Genomic DNA, 15,298 nt, shown 5'->3' on the forward strand with positions numbered 1-15,298 from the left:
GATGAAAAGCGTTTTTTATCTGTTTATTTCGATCTTCTTTCTGGTCAAACCGGCGGCCGGATATTCGGGACCGTTTCAGGACAACGGAAACAATACGATTTCCGATACAAGGAGCGGATTAATTTGGCAAAAATGTATCGCAGGCCTTACCGCGGCGGATTGCAGCGGAGGAGCGGCCCTCAGCATGAACTGGACAAACGCATTAAATTATTGTAATGCTCTAATGCTCAACGGAGTAGCCGGATGGAGACTTCCTTCCATTAAGGAATTATTATCCACGGTGAACTATAATTCCACGGACTACACCCTACCGAACGCATATTTTCCTTCGCCTGGAAACCCCATCATCCAATTCATGTGGAGTTCGACCGGAAGCGCCGCGAATACGAGTAGAAACAACGCATACGCGTTGCGCTACAACGGAGAATTCAGCCTGAGGACAAAAAGCACGGCGTTCCACATCCGATGTGTAAGGAACGAGTAAGGCGAAAACGATTCGTTTCAGAATGGAAAAACAGGATCAAAAATAAAGTTTAAACGTTACATTCGATTTTTATGAAATACTACTTAGATTGATTTTCTCGGAAAAATTATAGACGAACTTCGAAAACGGAAACGCGACACGAACGAAAAACGAATCTCCGTTTACTATCGGAAAAGTTTTTCTCTTCAAACGAAGGAAGGTTCGGAAGTTTTCAACGAGATTCGTAGGGGATTCTTTTTAATACTACGAGGTCGTCTCCCCAGAGTCCCTGCCAGGTGTTTTGTTTCAATTCACGGAATAAAAAATAGCCGCTCGGAGTTTCTTCGCCCCTTCTACGAAGTTGTAAACCGTCCCGATCCGTACGTAAATACAACTTCGTCTCCGCGTCTTCGCGCAACAAAACCGCCTCGTTTTCGCTGATAAAACGAATCTGGATCGTCGGCTCGATCGGAGAGACCCGCCACGTACCGATCAAATCTACTTTCAAATTTTCGAATGTACCTTCGGAAGGTCTTCTTTCGCCCGCGAAATAGTAATAGATTCCGATACAAAGAATTACGGTAAGAGCTGCCCCCAACCCGGCGAGAATCACCTGTCTCCTGTCGATTCCAGTTTGCATTCTCCTGCCTCCTCCCTAAACTTCCGGTTTACGTAAGCGTCGTTGAGTTTTCCGTTGGCGCTGATCCGGATTCGGTTCGGCTCCACCGCTCCGTATCCGGTGAGATCCGCGCTTTCGTTTTTCCAAAATATATTACGATAGTATGATAAAGTGGGAAGAATATTGTGCTCATAACCGAAATCGAACGGCTCCCTCAGGTTTAAGGGAAACGAACGTTTGTCCTGAAATTTGGAACGATTGTAACTTACGTTGTTGAGCACGTTCAACGAGTTGTGAAGCGCCAAAAAATCGTCCCCGAAAAGACGGATCGTAACGTCGGACGTCACAGTTTCCGGAACGATCCAGGCTCCGCAGAATCCGTTGATCGGCTCCTCCCAGGGAAGTTCCGTCGCTTTTAGACGCAGATCCATGTAGGGGTTGTCCTGACCGAACGTGAAATTGGCGAACGCTTCCACGAATTGTGTTTCTTCCCGATATCCCTTGAGATCCAACCTCGAAAAAAAAGGAACGACCTTCCCCTCTAACGTGGCCTTTCCCAGATCCCTCTCCTTAAAGCGGAAGGACTTCAACTTCCAACGTATGTTAGCCGTGAAAAACTCCATTAGATATTTGTAAAATGGAGTTCTGGTCCAGCGAATTTCGGGGATCAGTTTTTCCTGACGAGTGCGGATGTCGTTGCGGATATAGTTCTTCCAGGAATGATAGATAGGAAGAAAATCCTTCACCGAAATTCGATCCAGTTCCAAGTCCCATTTCCAGTCGTTGTACCAGGGATAAAAAAAGGCTCCGTTTGCCCGAGGGGATTTTTTCCATCCTGTTTTACCGGCTATCTTTACGGAAAACGGCTCTTGAAATAAACTCCCCTTTGCACCGAAGGAAAGTTGATTTCCGGAGACTATATCCGCGTTGGACTGATCCAAACGCAGGTCGATGTAGGGATCCTTCCAGTGAAAGCCCATCAGACTTAAAGAAACCTCGCTTTTGATCCAATCCCCGTAGTTCCCGGACTCTTCCCATTTTCCTTTAAGGTTCAACTGACCTTCCAAGGTTTCAAGATCTCCCGAAAACTGGAGGACGGAACGTAACGAACGTAGATTTTTCCAATCCACGAACGTTTCCCAGGCCGCGAGTTTTTTAGGACCGACGAAATACGTTAGACGAAATCGATTCTCTTCCTTGGAAAACGTGTGGACCTGTTTTTCCTGGGATTCGTCCAACTCAAGATCCATTTCGTGATCGAAATCCGCATCCTTCAAATCGGGAAGTTTCAGACCGAGAGGAAGGTCTTGCAGGATTCTCCCCGAAACGTTGTCGTAACGGTTTTTGCCTTTTACGGAAATTTTTTTACCTCGGATGAGTATCTTATATTCCCCGGAGATTTTACCCGACTGGAACGCCGTTTTACCGAAAAGGGAGTACAAACCCCTCACCTTTTCGGCCTTAACGTTCTGAAAACGGAATTCGCTTTTCGATTCGTCGGATTGAAAACTCGTTTCGAACGTTCCGTGGATGAACCTGGAATACGGAAGAGGAAACGTGGAATCACTAACCGTTACGACTACGCCTTGCGGCTGTTTGGCGATCAGTATGTCGATTCCCTTCAGCGAATTAAGAACCTCTTCTCCGTCTCGCGAGATCGTGATGGTCGTGTTTGTGAGGCGGATTTCCGGAATATTGATCTTCTGGATATAACCGATCAATTCACCCGAAATCTGATCTTTGAGATCGAGGTTGATGGAGGCGTCCTTGACGGAAATTCCGCGGATAAAGGGTTGTCCCTTCCACAGCCCTCCGAGTTTGAATTGAATCTTATTCGTTTTCAAAAGAATATGATTGAGCGCGAAGTCCTCTTCCGAAGAGATCCTAAAATCCTCGAACACGACCGCGTTCGGAAAATCATACTCAACGACGCCTAACGTGACCGCTCGGCCTAGTTCGCGATTGATGAAGTTTCGGGATAATTCCTTCAGACCTCTCAGATCGAGAAGTCGGGTTCGAACGTAATAACTCGCCGATTCCACGACGATCCAATGGATGGAAAAAATCAGAACGGATGCGATGAGGACGAACCGGATCTTTCTATTTTCGCGGAGAAAGCGGAGAAAAAGCCGCAGATAAACAAGGAAATCCCGGGTTGCAAAAGCGCTGAAACGGTTTCGAACCCGGCTTAGAAGCGTAAAATTCAGAAGCGAAATTATCGGGGAAGAACCTGGGAAAGTTTTTCCTGAATCTCCTTCAGAACCGGGCTTTCCGGAAATTTCTGAAGTCCTTCTTCCAAAACCATCTGACATCGTTTGAATTCCTTGATTCCGAGAAAACTATTGGCTGCGGTTTCGTAGAAAAGGATATCTTTTTCGAAATCCTTTTCCCGGGAAGCGCGTCCCAAAATGCCGAGCGCGAGACCGTATTTTTCCTCTTGATACAGGGCTTTGGCATACATCTTTCTGCGGGTGGTGGACTCGTAGTTTTTATCCACGGTTTCCGATTTTCTAAAATGAACGATTGCGTTTTCGGTGTCGTTGATTCCCAAATAGGCGGTTCCGAGATAATGATCCAAATGTTCTACGGCCTTTCCTTCTTTAGAACTTTGAAGCTCTTTCAAAACGATCGATGCTTCTTTATAAGATTCTATTTGGAGAAGCAACTTTGCCTTTTCCATCAAAAGAGAAGAACGTTTTTTTTCGTCCGAACCGGACCCGGAAAGTTGTAAGTCTATAACTTGAATTCTTGCGCGAACCGCGGATTCCTGAGCCTGTCCCGCATCTACGGTCTTCGGACCGCTCACACAAGAAGCGAGCAATAAAATCGACACCAGAGCCAGTATTTTTTTATAAAAAGTCATTTCTAGGATCCTGTTTTCAATTTTTCCAGCTCCGCGAAGAAATCTTCCGTCTCCTGCTGTCTGGATTCTTCATTGGAAACCCAGTCCATTGTCTCCGGATCGATTTCGGTTAGGAAACGGGAGACCTGGGTGGCCATTTGCTCCCCAAATTTGCGTCGATTTGCGGCCCCTGTCAAGCATAAATGCTTGCGGGCACGGGTCATTGCCACATAGAGAAGCCTTCGTTCCTCGTCCACGGAGCTTTCTTCCGTGAGAACCCGGGAGTTCGGCAAAATCCCCTCTTCCATCCCTGCGACATAAACGGAATCGAATTCCAATCCTTTCGACTGATGAATGGTGAGAAGTTGTACTCGATTGTCTTCTTTATCCTCTTCGGAAGGTGTCTCGTCTTCCATGAGCAAATTGAGTCGATTGATAAAATCGAAGAGAGTCGGCTTTTCGGGCGAATCATGATTCTCCTCGAAGTAAGCCATCATATTGACGAGCTCGGAAAGATTGAACGAACGCGCCTTGGCCACCTTCTCGTCCTTTTCCTCCAGAAGGATTTCCTTTTCGATTCCTACGTCCTGGATGAATTCCCGAAACGCAAAATACATCTTCGGGGCCGTCGCGAATTTCTTTTTCGTCTTTTCGATTAGATTTACGAAATTATAAATTTCAGACTGAATTTTCTTCTGAAGACCGGGGATAAAATCGGGGGATTCGCAAACTCGAAAGAGGGTTTCGTATAAGGATTCTCCGTTTTGTCCCGCCTTTTCGTGGATGAGGGAAATACTTCCCGGTCCGATGCCCCGTTTCGGATAATTCAATACGCGCAACAAAGAAGCGTCGTCCCTCGTGTTCGCGACGAGTCGGATATACGAGATCATATCGCGCACTTCCTTTCGATCGAAAAAGTTGTAACCGCCCACGAGTTTATACGGAATGGATCGGCTCCTCAGTTCCTCCTCGAACGGTCTCGTTTGAAAGTTCGTGCGGAAGAGGATCGCGATCTGACTTCCAACCCGCGCCTCCTTGATCATTTCCTCCCGGATCGCATCGACCACGTAGGCGGCTTCGTCCTTTTCGTCCATCCGTTCTATATAACGGATCTTCCTTCCTCCTGGAATGGAGGAGAACAATTCCTTCGAACGTCTGGAAAGATTATTTTTGATAAGCGAATTGGCGCCTCGGATGATGATCTGCGTCGATCTGTAATTCTCCAAGAGACGCACAACGTTGGCTTCCGGAAAATCGTTTTCGAATCCGAGAATCAGACTTAGGTCCGAACCCCGGAACGCGTAGATTGATTGGTCGTCGTCTCCGACCACACATAGGTTGCGGTTGTTCCCCATAAGCGCGCGCAAAAAGGAATACTGCGTCTGGTTCGTGTCCTGGAATTCGTCCACCATAAAATACTGATATTTCTTGTGGTATTCTTCCCTTACTTCCGCAAACTCCTTGAGTAGAATTCCAGGAAGTAGAATGAGATCGTCGAAGTCGAGGGAGTTTTGTTCTTTGAGGGAAGTCTGATACGTATCGAACAATAAATTTGCGATCTGATCCGATTCGACGAGCGAGGAATCCATATATTCCCGATACGAAGGACCCGAATTTTTGATCCTCGAAATCTTTCCGAGAACCTCGGATACTTTCGCTTTTTTTAATTCTACTTTATTAGCGATCAGTAATGTGGTTAAAAATCCCTCCTGATCGTTCTGATTCAAAAGCAGAAACGGATGTTTGTATCCCAAAAGTCCGATATGTTTTTTGAGAATGTTCAAACCGAGGGAATGAAACGTGGAAAGTACGATCCCTTTGAGCTTTTGCCTCGGAATCATCTTTCGAACCCGCTCCTCCATTTCCCGAGCGCTTTTATTGGTAAACGAAAGAGCCACGATCTTTCCCGCGGGAACTCCCGCGTTTTCGATGAGATGAGCGATTCGATTGGAAATGACGCGCGTTTTTCCGGAACCTGCTCCGGCGAATATCAAGATCGGTCCGTCCACGTGACGAACCGCTTTTTCCTGTTCAGGATTGAGCTTCATAGAACATGTGACATAATTGGACCGGGAAAAATTCTGTCAATCCTGTACGACCGGAATTCTCTCTTGGAGAAAAAAACGCGTTTCGAAACAATGGAGCTGCGGTATGAAACCCTTTCACCCGGAATCTTACGATCCACTTTCCCAACTCTGGTCCAAACGAAACCGTAAGGACCTGTTTTCCACACCCATCTTCGACCTCGTATCCTGGCATACGGAATCTCCCGACAAACGGGTTTCCCGGGATTTTTTTCATCTAGAATCCAAGGACTGGGTCAACGTGATCGCCCTGACTCCGGAAAACAAAATTCTTCTGATCGATCAATATAGACACGGGATCCACCGTTACAGTTTGGAAATTCCCGGTGGAATCGCGGAAAAAAACACGGTGCTCGAATCGGCGCAAGCGGAACTCGCGGAGGAAACCGGTTACGTTTCCGAAGAATGGGAATACCTCGGTAAGGTTACGGGCAATCCCGCCATCCTCGACAACTGGTCTCATACCTTCGTTGCGAAAAACGTTCGTAAACTTCGGGAACAAGACTTAGACGACAGCGAACAAATCGAAATTTTCGAAACCCCTTTGGAAAACGTTCCGGATCTGATCGATCGTAACATTCTTCACCACGGAATGATGGTCGCGGCTCTGGGAATGTACTTTATCAAACATCCGATCCCAAGATAAACGAATGTCTCAAACACAAAAAAAACACGATCCCTTCCAAGCCCTAAGAGCGGCCGACTACCGCACCTTCCTTCTGGGGAAGTTTATGGTCACCCTATCGATCAGCATCCAGACCACGGTCGTCGGTTGGCAGATGTATCACCTCACCGGACGAAATTTGTACGTCGGTTTCATCGGTCTCGCCGAGGCGATTCCCTCGATCACGATGGCCCTTTTTTCGGGACTCGTCATCGATTCGTTTCCTCGTAAACGGATCGTCTCCTCCGCGCTCGGACTTTTGTCCGTATGTTCGTTTCTTCTTTTATTATTAGTAATTCCTAATATGAGTTGGATCTTAAACGAATTCGGTGTGTCACCCATCTTCGGAGTAGTCTTTCTTTCCGGGATCGCGAGAGGGTTTCTCAACCCGGCCACCGCCGCCTTCCAAACCCAACTCGTGGACAAGGAAACCTTTCCCAACGCGGCGACTTGGAGCGGAATCGCGTGGCAGGTTTCCCTCGTCCTCGGCCCTTTGACGGGAGGACTTCTGATCGTTCTCGGTTTGTATTTCGCGTATTCGGTGGATCTCCTTTTGATGGGCTCCGGCTTTCTTCTGATGCTTCTCGTAAAAAACAAACCCGTTCCCGAAAAACCGGAAGGTTCCGAAACGATCTGGCAAAGCCTGAGTTCCGGTTGGAGGTTCGTATCCACACATCAAATCATCTTAGGAGCGATTTCCCTGGATCTGTTCGCGGTATTGTTCGGAGGCGCCGTCGCACTTCTTCCTTCCTTCACCGAAAAAATTCTGGGACAAAGTCCGGAGGTCTTCGGAATTCTCCGCTCGGCCCAAGGAATCGGAGCCGTACTCTGCGCGCTTTTCATCGCCGCCCGTCCTCCGAAACGGAATTCGGGGTGGATCCTTTTGACCTGCGTATTCGGTTTCGGAATCTGTATCATCCTTTTCGGATTTTCGACGGACTACAGGATCGCATTTCTCTGTTTGGCGGCCGCGGGCGCGTTCGACATGGTGAGCGTAGTCATTCGTCATACCATAGTGCAGATGCACACCCCGGATCACATGAGAGGAAGGGTTTCCGCGGTGAATCATATCTTCATCGGTTCTTCGAACGAAATCGGTGAATTCGAATCCGGCGTGACGGCCGAATGGTTAGGAATCAGAAGATCGATCGTCGCCGGAGGTGCGTTGACTCTTATCACCGTAGCGTTTGTGGGCGCGATCGCTCCTCGCTTGCGCAAAATGGAACTAAAGGATATCCTGTAATTCCTCGACGATCGAAACCATGACTGGAGAAAATAGAATGGACGCTCCCAACGTACTCACGCAGATCGAAGCCCTCGAACGGGCCGGACTGGTCAATCAGGTCAGTTATTCGATTCATCTCGAATTGAACGCCGGTTCCTCCGCGTATCGGGGAGAAACAAAGATCCTTTTTTTTTATACCGGAAAAGGCAAAGCGAAACTAAAGATCGATTTCGTGACGAAGAAGATCGAAGTGTTTTTGTTAAACGGAAAGGAATTTTCCGATTACGTAAAAACCGATTCCAGTCTCGATCTTCCCGGAGAATCCCTACAACCCGGTAAAAACGAAATCCGAATCCGATACGTCAACGACTACAATCACAGCGGTTCGGGATTCCACCAGTTCAAGGATCCTTCCGACGGATCGGAATACCTTCATACGGATTTCGAACCGTTCGAAGCGCACCGCCTGTTTCCCTGTTTCGACCAACCGGATCTGAAGGCTACGTACGAATTGTCCTTGTCCGGTCCCAAGGAATGGAAATACGTCCACAACACGTTAGCCGTAACCGAAAAGACCGAGGACGATAAGGTCGCGATCAAATTCCAGAAAACGGCGCTTTTCTCGACGTATCTTTTCGCGTTGATCGCCGGGCCGTACGAGGTCTGGGAGAACAGACACAAGGAAATTCCCCTTCGGATCCTTTGCAGAAAATCACTCGCCAAGTTTATGGACGCGGACAATATTTTCGCGATCACGAAGGAATCCTTTTCCTTTTTGGAATCCTATTTCGGCGTTCCGTATCCGTACGGAAAATACGACCAGATTTTCGTTCCGGAATTCAACATGGGAGCGATGGAGAACGTGGGAGCCGTCACGTTTTCGGAACATTATATCTTCCGCAGTCCTCGGATCTATTCGGAATATCTGGGAAGGGCGAACACGATCTATCACGAGATGGTGCATATGTGGTTCGGAAATTTGGTCACTATGAAATGGTGGAACGATCTCTGGCTCAACGAAAGTTTCGCGGATTATCTTTCCTATTACGCGATGTCTCAGGGCAAACTGTTTCCGGACGCGCTCGAACACTTTTACGTCCGCGAAGAATGGGCCTATCGCGAAGACCAACTTTCCACGACCCATCCTATCGCGGGAAGCGCCGAAAACACGTTAGACGCCATCAGCAACTTCGACGGGATCTCCTATTCCAAAGGAGCCTCCGTGTTACGTCAGCTTATGTATTATATCGGAGAGGATTCCTTCCGCAACGCGATGCGGAAATACTTTCAAAAATACGCGAATTCGAACACCGTGCAGAACGACTTTCTGGATACGATGTCCGAAACCTCCGGCATCGACATACGCGGCTGGAGCAAGGAATGGCTTGATACGACCGGGGTCAACACCCTTCTCCCGGAATGGAAGGAGGATCACTTATTGATCCGTCAACTTCCCTCGGAAAAAAACGGATTGTACCGGACGCACGCTTTGGAAGTGACGATCTTTTCATTGTCCGGAAATTCCTTTTCTCCCGTTTGGAAGGATCGTGTCGTCGTAAAAGGAAAGGAAACCTTACTTCCTTACAAACGCAAATCCGGAGGGGAAGAGATAGTCGTGCTCAACACCAACGATCACGCGTACGCCAAAACCTATCTTCCTTCGGATTCGATCCGGATTCTAAAAACTTCCTTAAACAAACTCACGGATCGTTTCGCAAGGAGGATCCTTTGGGGTTCCCTGTGGCAGATGACGCGTGACGCGGAAATTCCGCCCAAAGACTTTTTGGAACTCGTGTTCGCGCAGGGAATTTACGAAGAGGATCTTTCCGTTAGGAGCAGTCATATTCTCACCAAAGCGACATCCATCGCGGCGAGTTATCTCAAAAAAGAGAATCGGTACGAATGGACCGGAAAACTCAACCGACTCGCGAAGGACGGATTGTTGAATCCCTCCACCAAAGAGGAGGAAAAAATAGTCTGGTATCGAATGTTGGAAGGAACTTCGCGAACCGAAGAACAACTAACGTATCTAAAGGATCTTCTGGAAGGAAGGACGGAAATACCGGGATTAAAAATCGATCAAGAAAGACGATGGAGCATACTTACGAGACTTTCCGCGTTCGGTGACAAGGACGTATTACGTCTGATCGAACTCGAACAAAAGAAGGACGATTCCGATCTCGGGGCAAAAAAAGCGTACGGAGCAAAAATCGCGTTCCCGGATCGTACGGCCAAGGAAAACGCTTGGAAGGAATTCACCGATCCGAAAACGGAACGTTCCACGGATACGCTTCGTTACGGAATGCGCGGATTTTATTGGGATCATCAGGAAGAGATTCTGAAGGAATACGAGGAGCGATACTTCAAAGTCGTGATCGACGTTTATAAAAACAGGGATTCCCACTTTTCGTCCGCTTTCGGAAATATCTTATTTCCTGGATTGGAACCGAACTCCGCACTGGTGGAAAAAACGAACCGTTTCTTAAAGGAACGGAAGGACATCCCCCCCTTGTTAAAGAAGGATTTAAAACAACACAGGGACGATTTGGAGCGTACCGTCAAGATACTTTCCAAACAATGAAGTTCGAGATCATTCGGCAAAACGAGATTTCCGTTCTGGAACTCACGTCGGAAAACGAGGAAATCAAATCGGTTCAGGACGCACTCGACCTTTTGGGGGATTGTTGGGGGAACGACGTACGGGCAATACTCGCGTCGGCACGTCATTTTTCTACGGACTTCTTCGACCTAAAAACGCGTCTTGCGGGGGAAATACTACAGAAATACGAGAACTACGGAATCCGCCTTGCGATCGTAGGCGATTTTTCGGGTTATGAAAGTAAAAGTTTGCGGGATTTTATCTACGAGTGCAACCGCGGTAAAAAGATCCGCTTTGCGGAAACCAGATCGGAAGCCCTCGACCACCTAGTTTTATCCTAAACGAGGATCTCCCGAAACCGGTTTTGTTTTTCTTTTCGCTTGTTAACGCGACATTCAAATTTTCTGATACGAACCGATACCGCCTAATCACGAATAGGCGGCTCGACTCTCGTATCTAAAACCTCAGTTTGGTCCCGACGGCCAGTTGAATCGGTCGAAAGAATAGAATCGGATCCTTTGACGATTGTTCTTATCGGTGCAGGCGCAGTTGTTTCCGCCCACAAGAGAACAACCTCCGCAATACCTGCGGTTGGTATCGGGAGCCGGAGTGGTTACGATCCATTTTTTACCGTTGGGATCGGTATAAAAGGAAAATCCTCCCGAATGTCCCGGTTGATAGGTCATCGTATAAGTCGTCAAAGAGTTATCCGGTCCCAACTTGGACTGATTGCCCTTCCAAACGCGTATAACGTTCGGATTCGCCGAAAAAAGGATACACGCCTTGTACCAACCTCCGCCTTTAAAATATACGTCGCAATCCTGAACCCCGTCGCGCCCCGCGCTGTTGATGTTGTTTCCGGTGGTTATATCCAGATAACTTCCGCAACTTCCGTCCGTATAATTGCATTGTCTTTCATAGTATTGATCGTAGGAGTAATACCTGCTTTTGGCTACGAGCGTAGATTGATTCGGATAGGGAATGGATTGTCCCACGAAACCCACGGAATGATCGAAAAATCCCTGATATTCCACCGTGCCCGCTCCGTTAAATCGGTACAACTTGGATTCCATATCGATCCCGTTGCTTGTGAAACCCACGTAAGCCCAGCCGTTGTACAGAAAAATTCCGCTCGGATGATCGTACGAAGAACCGGCGTTAAATCGACGGATCAATCTTCCGTATTTATCGTGAACGAAAAGATAGGCCGTATCGTTACCGTTCGTATCCATACAAGAGGAATAAAAATAATTCCCGTCGAACTTCACTCCTTGGGAATGGCATCCGTACTGACTAGAACCGATAGAAGCGGTTCCTACGTCCTGTAAGAAGTAGTCCACGTTTTCCACGGGATAATCCGCCCCGCCCGCCAAACCCTGAAGGTTCAAACCCTGCGCGTTCGCATAGGAAATCCCGAAAAAAACAGACAATACGACGATCGCAAACGTCGCCGACCAATAACGATAACCCTTCCTCATTCTAAAACCTCCCCACTCAAATCCTATTTTTTATGTATTTTGCGTATCGATACGGCGACCTTTATCCTCTACCGTGATCGCCGCAAATCGTCCAAGAATTATGAAATACTAATATATCTCCGTATGAAAAGATACGGGTTCGATCCAGTGTTGTCCATCCCCTAAGCCGAGTCTGAATCGAACCCGTATAAAACAAGCCCGTCGATCTCATTTCGAAATCGGAGATCAAATTTTCCGGAGAAGAAAATCCGATCCCGAAAGAAATGATCGCAGATGATGCAACAGAATAACGTAATGTGCAAATCTTTTTCGGATTCGTCCCGGAACGCGCAAAACTTACTTATAAAGTGATAAGCGAAAAACAATTCGGCAATAAATTTCCAACCACTGCGGATCGCCGTTCCTCGCGGAAATATCGACGTTTGCCTGTCGTTTTAAATTTATTTCTAAAACTCGTTCGGTAATCCGGAAAAACGAAAGCGGGATTTACGGATTCGTTAAACGATTTCGACAAGCGCCGGGGAAATTCCAAGTTCATCGCGGGAGCGTTTTTTCGTGCGCGTCGGATATCGACTCGTGCGATTCCGAAACAAACCCTACGAGTCTGCGGGAAACAAGTCCCCGTATATCGGAAATAAAGAATAAAAAAAAAGTGGCACGGCTCGTTTCCGAAAACCGTAACAAATAGGAAAAACCAGACGGAGGAAAGTATGAAACAACAGATTAAAGAAGGTTGCCGTATTTACGCTCGAACGTTGGGCTTAGGCCTCGTTTCCTTGATCGTGATATTAGCGACGATCGATTGTAGAACGAACAAAAAGGAATCTAAGGAACTTACCGATCTTTTAACGTGGATGAGCCTCGTAGGAGGTTCGAATCTAAAAACTCGTATCATCGATTCCAACCTTTCGTCGGGAATCGGTGCGTCTAACGCGTCCTCGTTGATAAACCCTCATACCGGCCAATTAGTTTCCAACTCGTTGTTGCAGGGAATTTATTTCGGAGAATTGGAAGTTGTCGCCTACGACTATCGCCCCGGTGAAACCGATCAAATCCATAACGGAATGAGCGGCTTTGTCGGACCGGATTGGAGTTATTGGGTAATCGCTCCCAGCGGCTATACCGCAGGAAGATACAACGTCTTAAAGGTCGGAGATCAGATCAATCCGGATTGGTACCCGCCAATGTATCGACAGAAAATCACTACCGATTTCGAAATCGACGCCTTTGAAATCAATATGGATCGAGTTGGAATCGTTTACGACGACGCGTTTTACGGAATTCACGATTATCCGGCGGGAATCGATGGGGGAACCAGCGAAACGAATATACTTTATAAATATCCCGAATGGAGCAAAATTCCGAAGCACACTTGTATTCCGGAGTTCCCGGGAGTGCCTTCTAGCCCCATAGCGAATACGGCTAACGTGCTTTTCGTCCGCAAAGATATCGTGACGACTCCGGTGGTCGTAACGACGAATTACACTGTGTCGCCGGTCGATGGGAGTTTGATATCTTCCATCAAATATTCGAGCAGAACTTTGACGACGGAGGAAAGCGAATTCCTCCTTTCCCTAGTTCAACAGGGAACCACAAGAAGAAGTTATGACAACTTGCTCGTAATTCCGTACGAAGGACCTTGGAAAATCACGCAGGACGGAGAATCCGACACCGCAAATAAGATCTACTCGGCAAAGGATGCGGAAATTCTCGTCAAGTTTGATTTGAGCAACGCGTTGGATACCAATCCCGCGGAAACGGATCTGAGTGTTCCTAAAATTCGATTTGCCTCGGACGGACAAAACGTTCCTCTCGGATTGAAACTCGAAATCGTTTCAAAATAAGTTTTCTTTCGATCCGGGAGATCGTTTTCAAACGGATCGCGTTTCTTTTTTTCGGAAAGAATCGGAGTAAGCAGAACACGAACTATAAGTTAGGAGGAACAAAATCGGAACACGCGAAGAAAACTGGCGACGGATCGGGATCGAACGCGTAGAAAAAAGAAATCCGGAGATAAAGAAACAGGAGATATAAGAATGAAAACTACAAATAGAAGTGATGGCAAGATTCCTAAAACGTTCCGGCGGTCGTCGGTTTTAAACGGACTGATAACTTCTGCAAAGAACGTATCGATTTTTCTTTTGTTAGCTTCCGCCTTTCTACATTGCGGAAACGACAAAGACAAAGCCTTTTCGGAAAAACTCGGTCTACTCGCGCAATCCGCGACCGCGATCGACTTGTTTCGAACCCAAAATACCCCGCGCCTCAACGTTCTTTTGCGCGATCAAAATACCGCGTCGAACTCACAGATGATTCATTCTTCTTCGAGCACAAGCCCCGCATTGTCGAACGAACTTTTGGAAGGGATTTATTTCGCGGGAATCGACATTCGCGCCTTCGATTTCCTTCCACAATCGTCTAACACAGGTTCGACGAACGAAACCGAGGAGTGGGATTATTGGGAAATCCTTCCCTCCTATCCCTACAGATCTTTGGAATCATCGGATAACGTTCTGCTCAAAGGAAGTTCCGTAAGTCCCAACTGGATTCCGTCCGAACAACACGTTCCGACGCGAGACGTTTTCGAACTCGACGTGATCTCGGTCAACCTGCAAGAATCCGGAATCGTCTACGACAACGCATTTTATTCGCACGCAGAATTCGCGAACGGAGAATATCACACACTCAGAAAACCTTTGTATAAATATCCGCAGTGGTCTGAAATTCCGAATCACAACGTATCGAACCTTTACCCGGTTTTACCTCCGAGAACAGATCCGATCCCCGGAGGAGGAAGTATAACCTACTCTACCGATACTCCGCAAGTCACCGTATTATTCGTACGACGGGACCTACTCTCGTCTCCGGTAAGTCTGGAAGTGAAGTTCAATCATACGATCGGAAACTTCGATTCCATATTCAGAAGCAGCCGCACACTCACGGACCAGGAAGAACGATTGATACTATCCTTGTATCGACAGATGTATCTTCCGAATGCGCGTATTCCCGTTTATCTTTTTCCTTGGGTTGTATTGATTCCGTTCGACGCACCGATAAACGTCAGCGTCAAAGGAGTTACGAACGAGAACACTCAGACCTATTCCTGGAAAGATTTGGACATCTCCGTAAATATGGATCTTTCGAATGCGATCGATACGACACGGAGCGATTTGGGTCTTTTTCAACCTTCCAACGTATATTTCAACGTGGATCAAAACAAGGTCCCCTTTGGTTTGAACTTGAACGTGTCGAAGAAGAATTCCCAAAACGGAAATTAATTTCGAAACAAAAGATCGAAGACCGAAGGATCGTTTCGGTCTTCGA

At 47.2% G+C, this 15,298-nt stretch carries 12 protein-coding genes; 7 read left to right on the forward strand and 5 right to left on the reverse strand.

Features of this window, described 5'->3' with window-relative positions; translation table 11 throughout:
* Position 1: 1 nt before the first annotated feature.
* On the forward strand, positions 2 to 484 hold the full coding sequence (locus EHQ17_RS12900) for an Lcl C-terminal domain-containing protein (protein ID WP_135591984.1): 483 nt from the start codon (positions 2 to 4) through the stop codon (positions 482 to 484).
* A 211-nt stretch (positions 485 to 695) separates the two neighbouring features.
* Here EHQ17_RS12900 and EHQ17_RS12905 read toward each other — a convergent pair whose 3' ends face one another.
* The 4 genes from EHQ17_RS12905 to EHQ17_RS12920 are packed head-to-tail and all read right to left on the reverse strand — an operon-like array spanning position 696 to position 5,972.
* Positions 696 to 1,103 (reverse strand): hypothetical protein, encoded by a 408-nt coding sequence (locus EHQ17_RS12905; RefSeq protein ID WP_135591986.1) that lies wholly within the window; start codon positions 1,101 to 1,103, stop codon positions 696 to 698.
* On the reverse strand, positions 1,073 to 3,394 hold the full coding sequence (locus tag EHQ17_RS12910; protein WP_246057546.1) for an LIC_12586 family protein: 2,322 nt from the start codon (positions 3,392 to 3,394) through the stop codon (positions 1,073 to 1,075). Before EHQ17_RS12910 ends, EHQ17_RS12905 begins: the two co-directional genes overlap by 31 nt.
* Entirely contained in the window at positions 3,298 to 3,945 is a 648-nt protein-coding gene (locus tag EHQ17_RS12915; RefSeq protein ID WP_135591988.1) for a tetratricopeptide repeat protein, read from the reverse strand. The genes EHQ17_RS12910 and EHQ17_RS12915 overlap by 97 nt, the downstream gene beginning before the upstream one ends.
* 2 nt (positions 3,946 to 3,947) lie before the next feature.
* Positions 3,948 to 5,972, reverse strand: a complete 2,025-nt coding sequence (locus EHQ17_RS12920) for an ATP-dependent helicase (RefSeq protein ID WP_135591990.1) — start codon at positions 5,970 to 5,972, stop codon at positions 3,948 to 3,950.
* A 103-nt stretch (positions 5,973 to 6,075) separates the two neighbouring features.
* On the opposite strand from EHQ17_RS12920, the gene EHQ17_RS12925 reads away from it, so the two are divergent.
* The 4 genes from EHQ17_RS12925 to EHQ17_RS12940 are packed head-to-tail and all read left to right on the forward strand — an operon-like array spanning position 6,076 to position 10,837.
* A complete protein-coding gene (locus EHQ17_RS12925) occupies positions 6,076 to 6,654 on the forward strand; it encodes an NUDIX hydrolase (protein WP_135591992.1) in 579 nt (192 codons plus the stop codon).
* A 4-nt stretch (positions 6,655 to 6,658) separates the two neighbouring features.
* Positions 6,659 to 7,915 (forward strand): MFS transporter, encoded by a 1,257-nt coding sequence (locus EHQ17_RS12930; protein ID WP_135591994.1) that lies wholly within the window; start codon positions 6,659 to 6,661, stop codon positions 7,913 to 7,915.
* A 37-nt stretch (positions 7,916 to 7,952) separates the two neighbouring features.
* The gene (pepN, locus tag EHQ17_RS12935) at positions 7,953 to 10,478 is read left to right on the forward strand and encodes an aminopeptidase N (protein ID WP_135592266.1); all 2,526 of its coding nucleotides are present in this window, start codon (positions 7,953 to 7,955) and stop codon (positions 10,476 to 10,478) included.
* A complete protein-coding gene (locus EHQ17_RS12940; protein ID WP_135591996.1) occupies positions 10,475 to 10,837 on the forward strand; it encodes a DUF4180 domain-containing protein in 363 nt (120 codons plus the stop codon). The genes pepN and EHQ17_RS12940 overlap by 4 nt, the downstream gene beginning before the upstream one ends.
* 123 nt (positions 10,838 to 10,960) lie before the next feature.
* Here the strand turns inward: EHQ17_RS12940 and EHQ17_RS12945 are convergent, their stop codons facing one another.
* Complete coding sequence (locus EHQ17_RS12945; protein ID WP_135591998.1) at positions 10,961 to 11,974, reverse strand: hypothetical protein; 1,014 nt, start codon at positions 11,972 to 11,974, stop codon at positions 10,961 to 10,963.
* A gap of 710 nt (positions 11,975 to 12,684) precedes the next feature.
* On the opposite strand from EHQ17_RS12945, the gene EHQ17_RS12950 reads away from it, so the two are divergent.
* Entirely contained in the window at positions 12,685 to 13,818 is a 1,134-nt protein-coding gene (locus EHQ17_RS12950; protein ID WP_135592000.1) for a hypothetical protein, read from the forward strand.
* Between the two features lie 192 nt (positions 13,819 to 14,010).
* Positions 14,011 to 15,252 (forward strand): hypothetical protein, encoded by a 1,242-nt coding sequence (locus EHQ17_RS12955; protein WP_135592002.1) that lies wholly within the window; start codon positions 14,011 to 14,013, stop codon positions 15,250 to 15,252.
* The last annotated feature ends 46 nt before the right edge of the window (positions 15,253 to 15,298 follow it).

Origin of the sequence: Leptospira gomenensis (assembly GCF_004770155.1) — a bacterium.
GTDB classification, from domain to species: domain Bacteria; phylum Spirochaetota; class Leptospiria; order Leptospirales; family Leptospiraceae; genus Leptospira; species Leptospira gomenensis.

Excerpts from the sequence above, each read along its gene's own strand:
- EHQ17_RS12925 (WP_135591992.1), top strand. The coding sequence starts at position 6,076 with ATGAAACCCTTTCACCCGGAATCTTACGATCCACTTTCCCAACTCTGG.
- EHQ17_RS12945 (WP_135591998.1), bottom strand. The coding sequence starts at position 11,974 with ATGAGGAAGGGTTATCGTTATTGGTCGGCGACGTTTGCGATCGTCGTA.
- EHQ17_RS12910 (WP_246057546.1), bottom strand. The coding sequence starts at position 3,394 with ATGTCAGATGGTTTTGGAAGAAGGACTTCAGAAATTTCCGGAAAGCCC.
- EHQ17_RS12940 (WP_135591996.1), top strand. The coding sequence starts at position 10,475 with ATGAAGTTCGAGATCATTCGGCAAAACGAGATTTCCGTTCTGGAACTC.
- EHQ17_RS12950 (WP_135592000.1), top strand. The coding sequence starts at position 12,685 with ATGAAACAACAGATTAAAGAAGGTTGCCGTATTTACGCTCGAACGTTG.
- EHQ17_RS12930 (WP_135591994.1), top strand. The coding sequence starts at position 6,659 with ATGTCTCAAACACAAAAAAAACACGATCCCTTCCAAGCCCTAAGAGCG.
- EHQ17_RS12955 (WP_135592002.1), top strand. The coding sequence starts at position 14,011 with ATGAAAACTACAAATAGAAGTGATGGCAAGATTCCTAAAACGTTCCGG.
- EHQ17_RS12915 (WP_135591988.1), bottom strand. The coding sequence starts at position 3,945 with ATGACTTTTTATAAAAAAATACTGGCTCTGGTGTCGATTTTATTGCTC.
- EHQ17_RS12920 (WP_135591990.1), bottom strand. The coding sequence starts at position 5,972 with ATGAAGCTCAATCCTGAACAGGAAAAAGCGGTTCGTCACGTGGACGGA.
- EHQ17_RS12900 (WP_135591984.1), top strand. The coding sequence starts at position 2 with ATGAAAAGCGTTTTTTATCTGTTTATTTCGATCTTCTTTCTGGTCAAA.
- pepN (WP_135592266.1), top strand. The coding sequence starts at position 7,953 with ATGGACGCTCCCAACGTACTCACGCAGATCGAAGCCCTCGAACGGGCC.
- EHQ17_RS12905 (WP_135591986.1), bottom strand. The coding sequence starts at position 1,103 with ATGCAAACTGGAATCGACAGGAGACAGGTGATTCTCGCCGGGTTGGGG.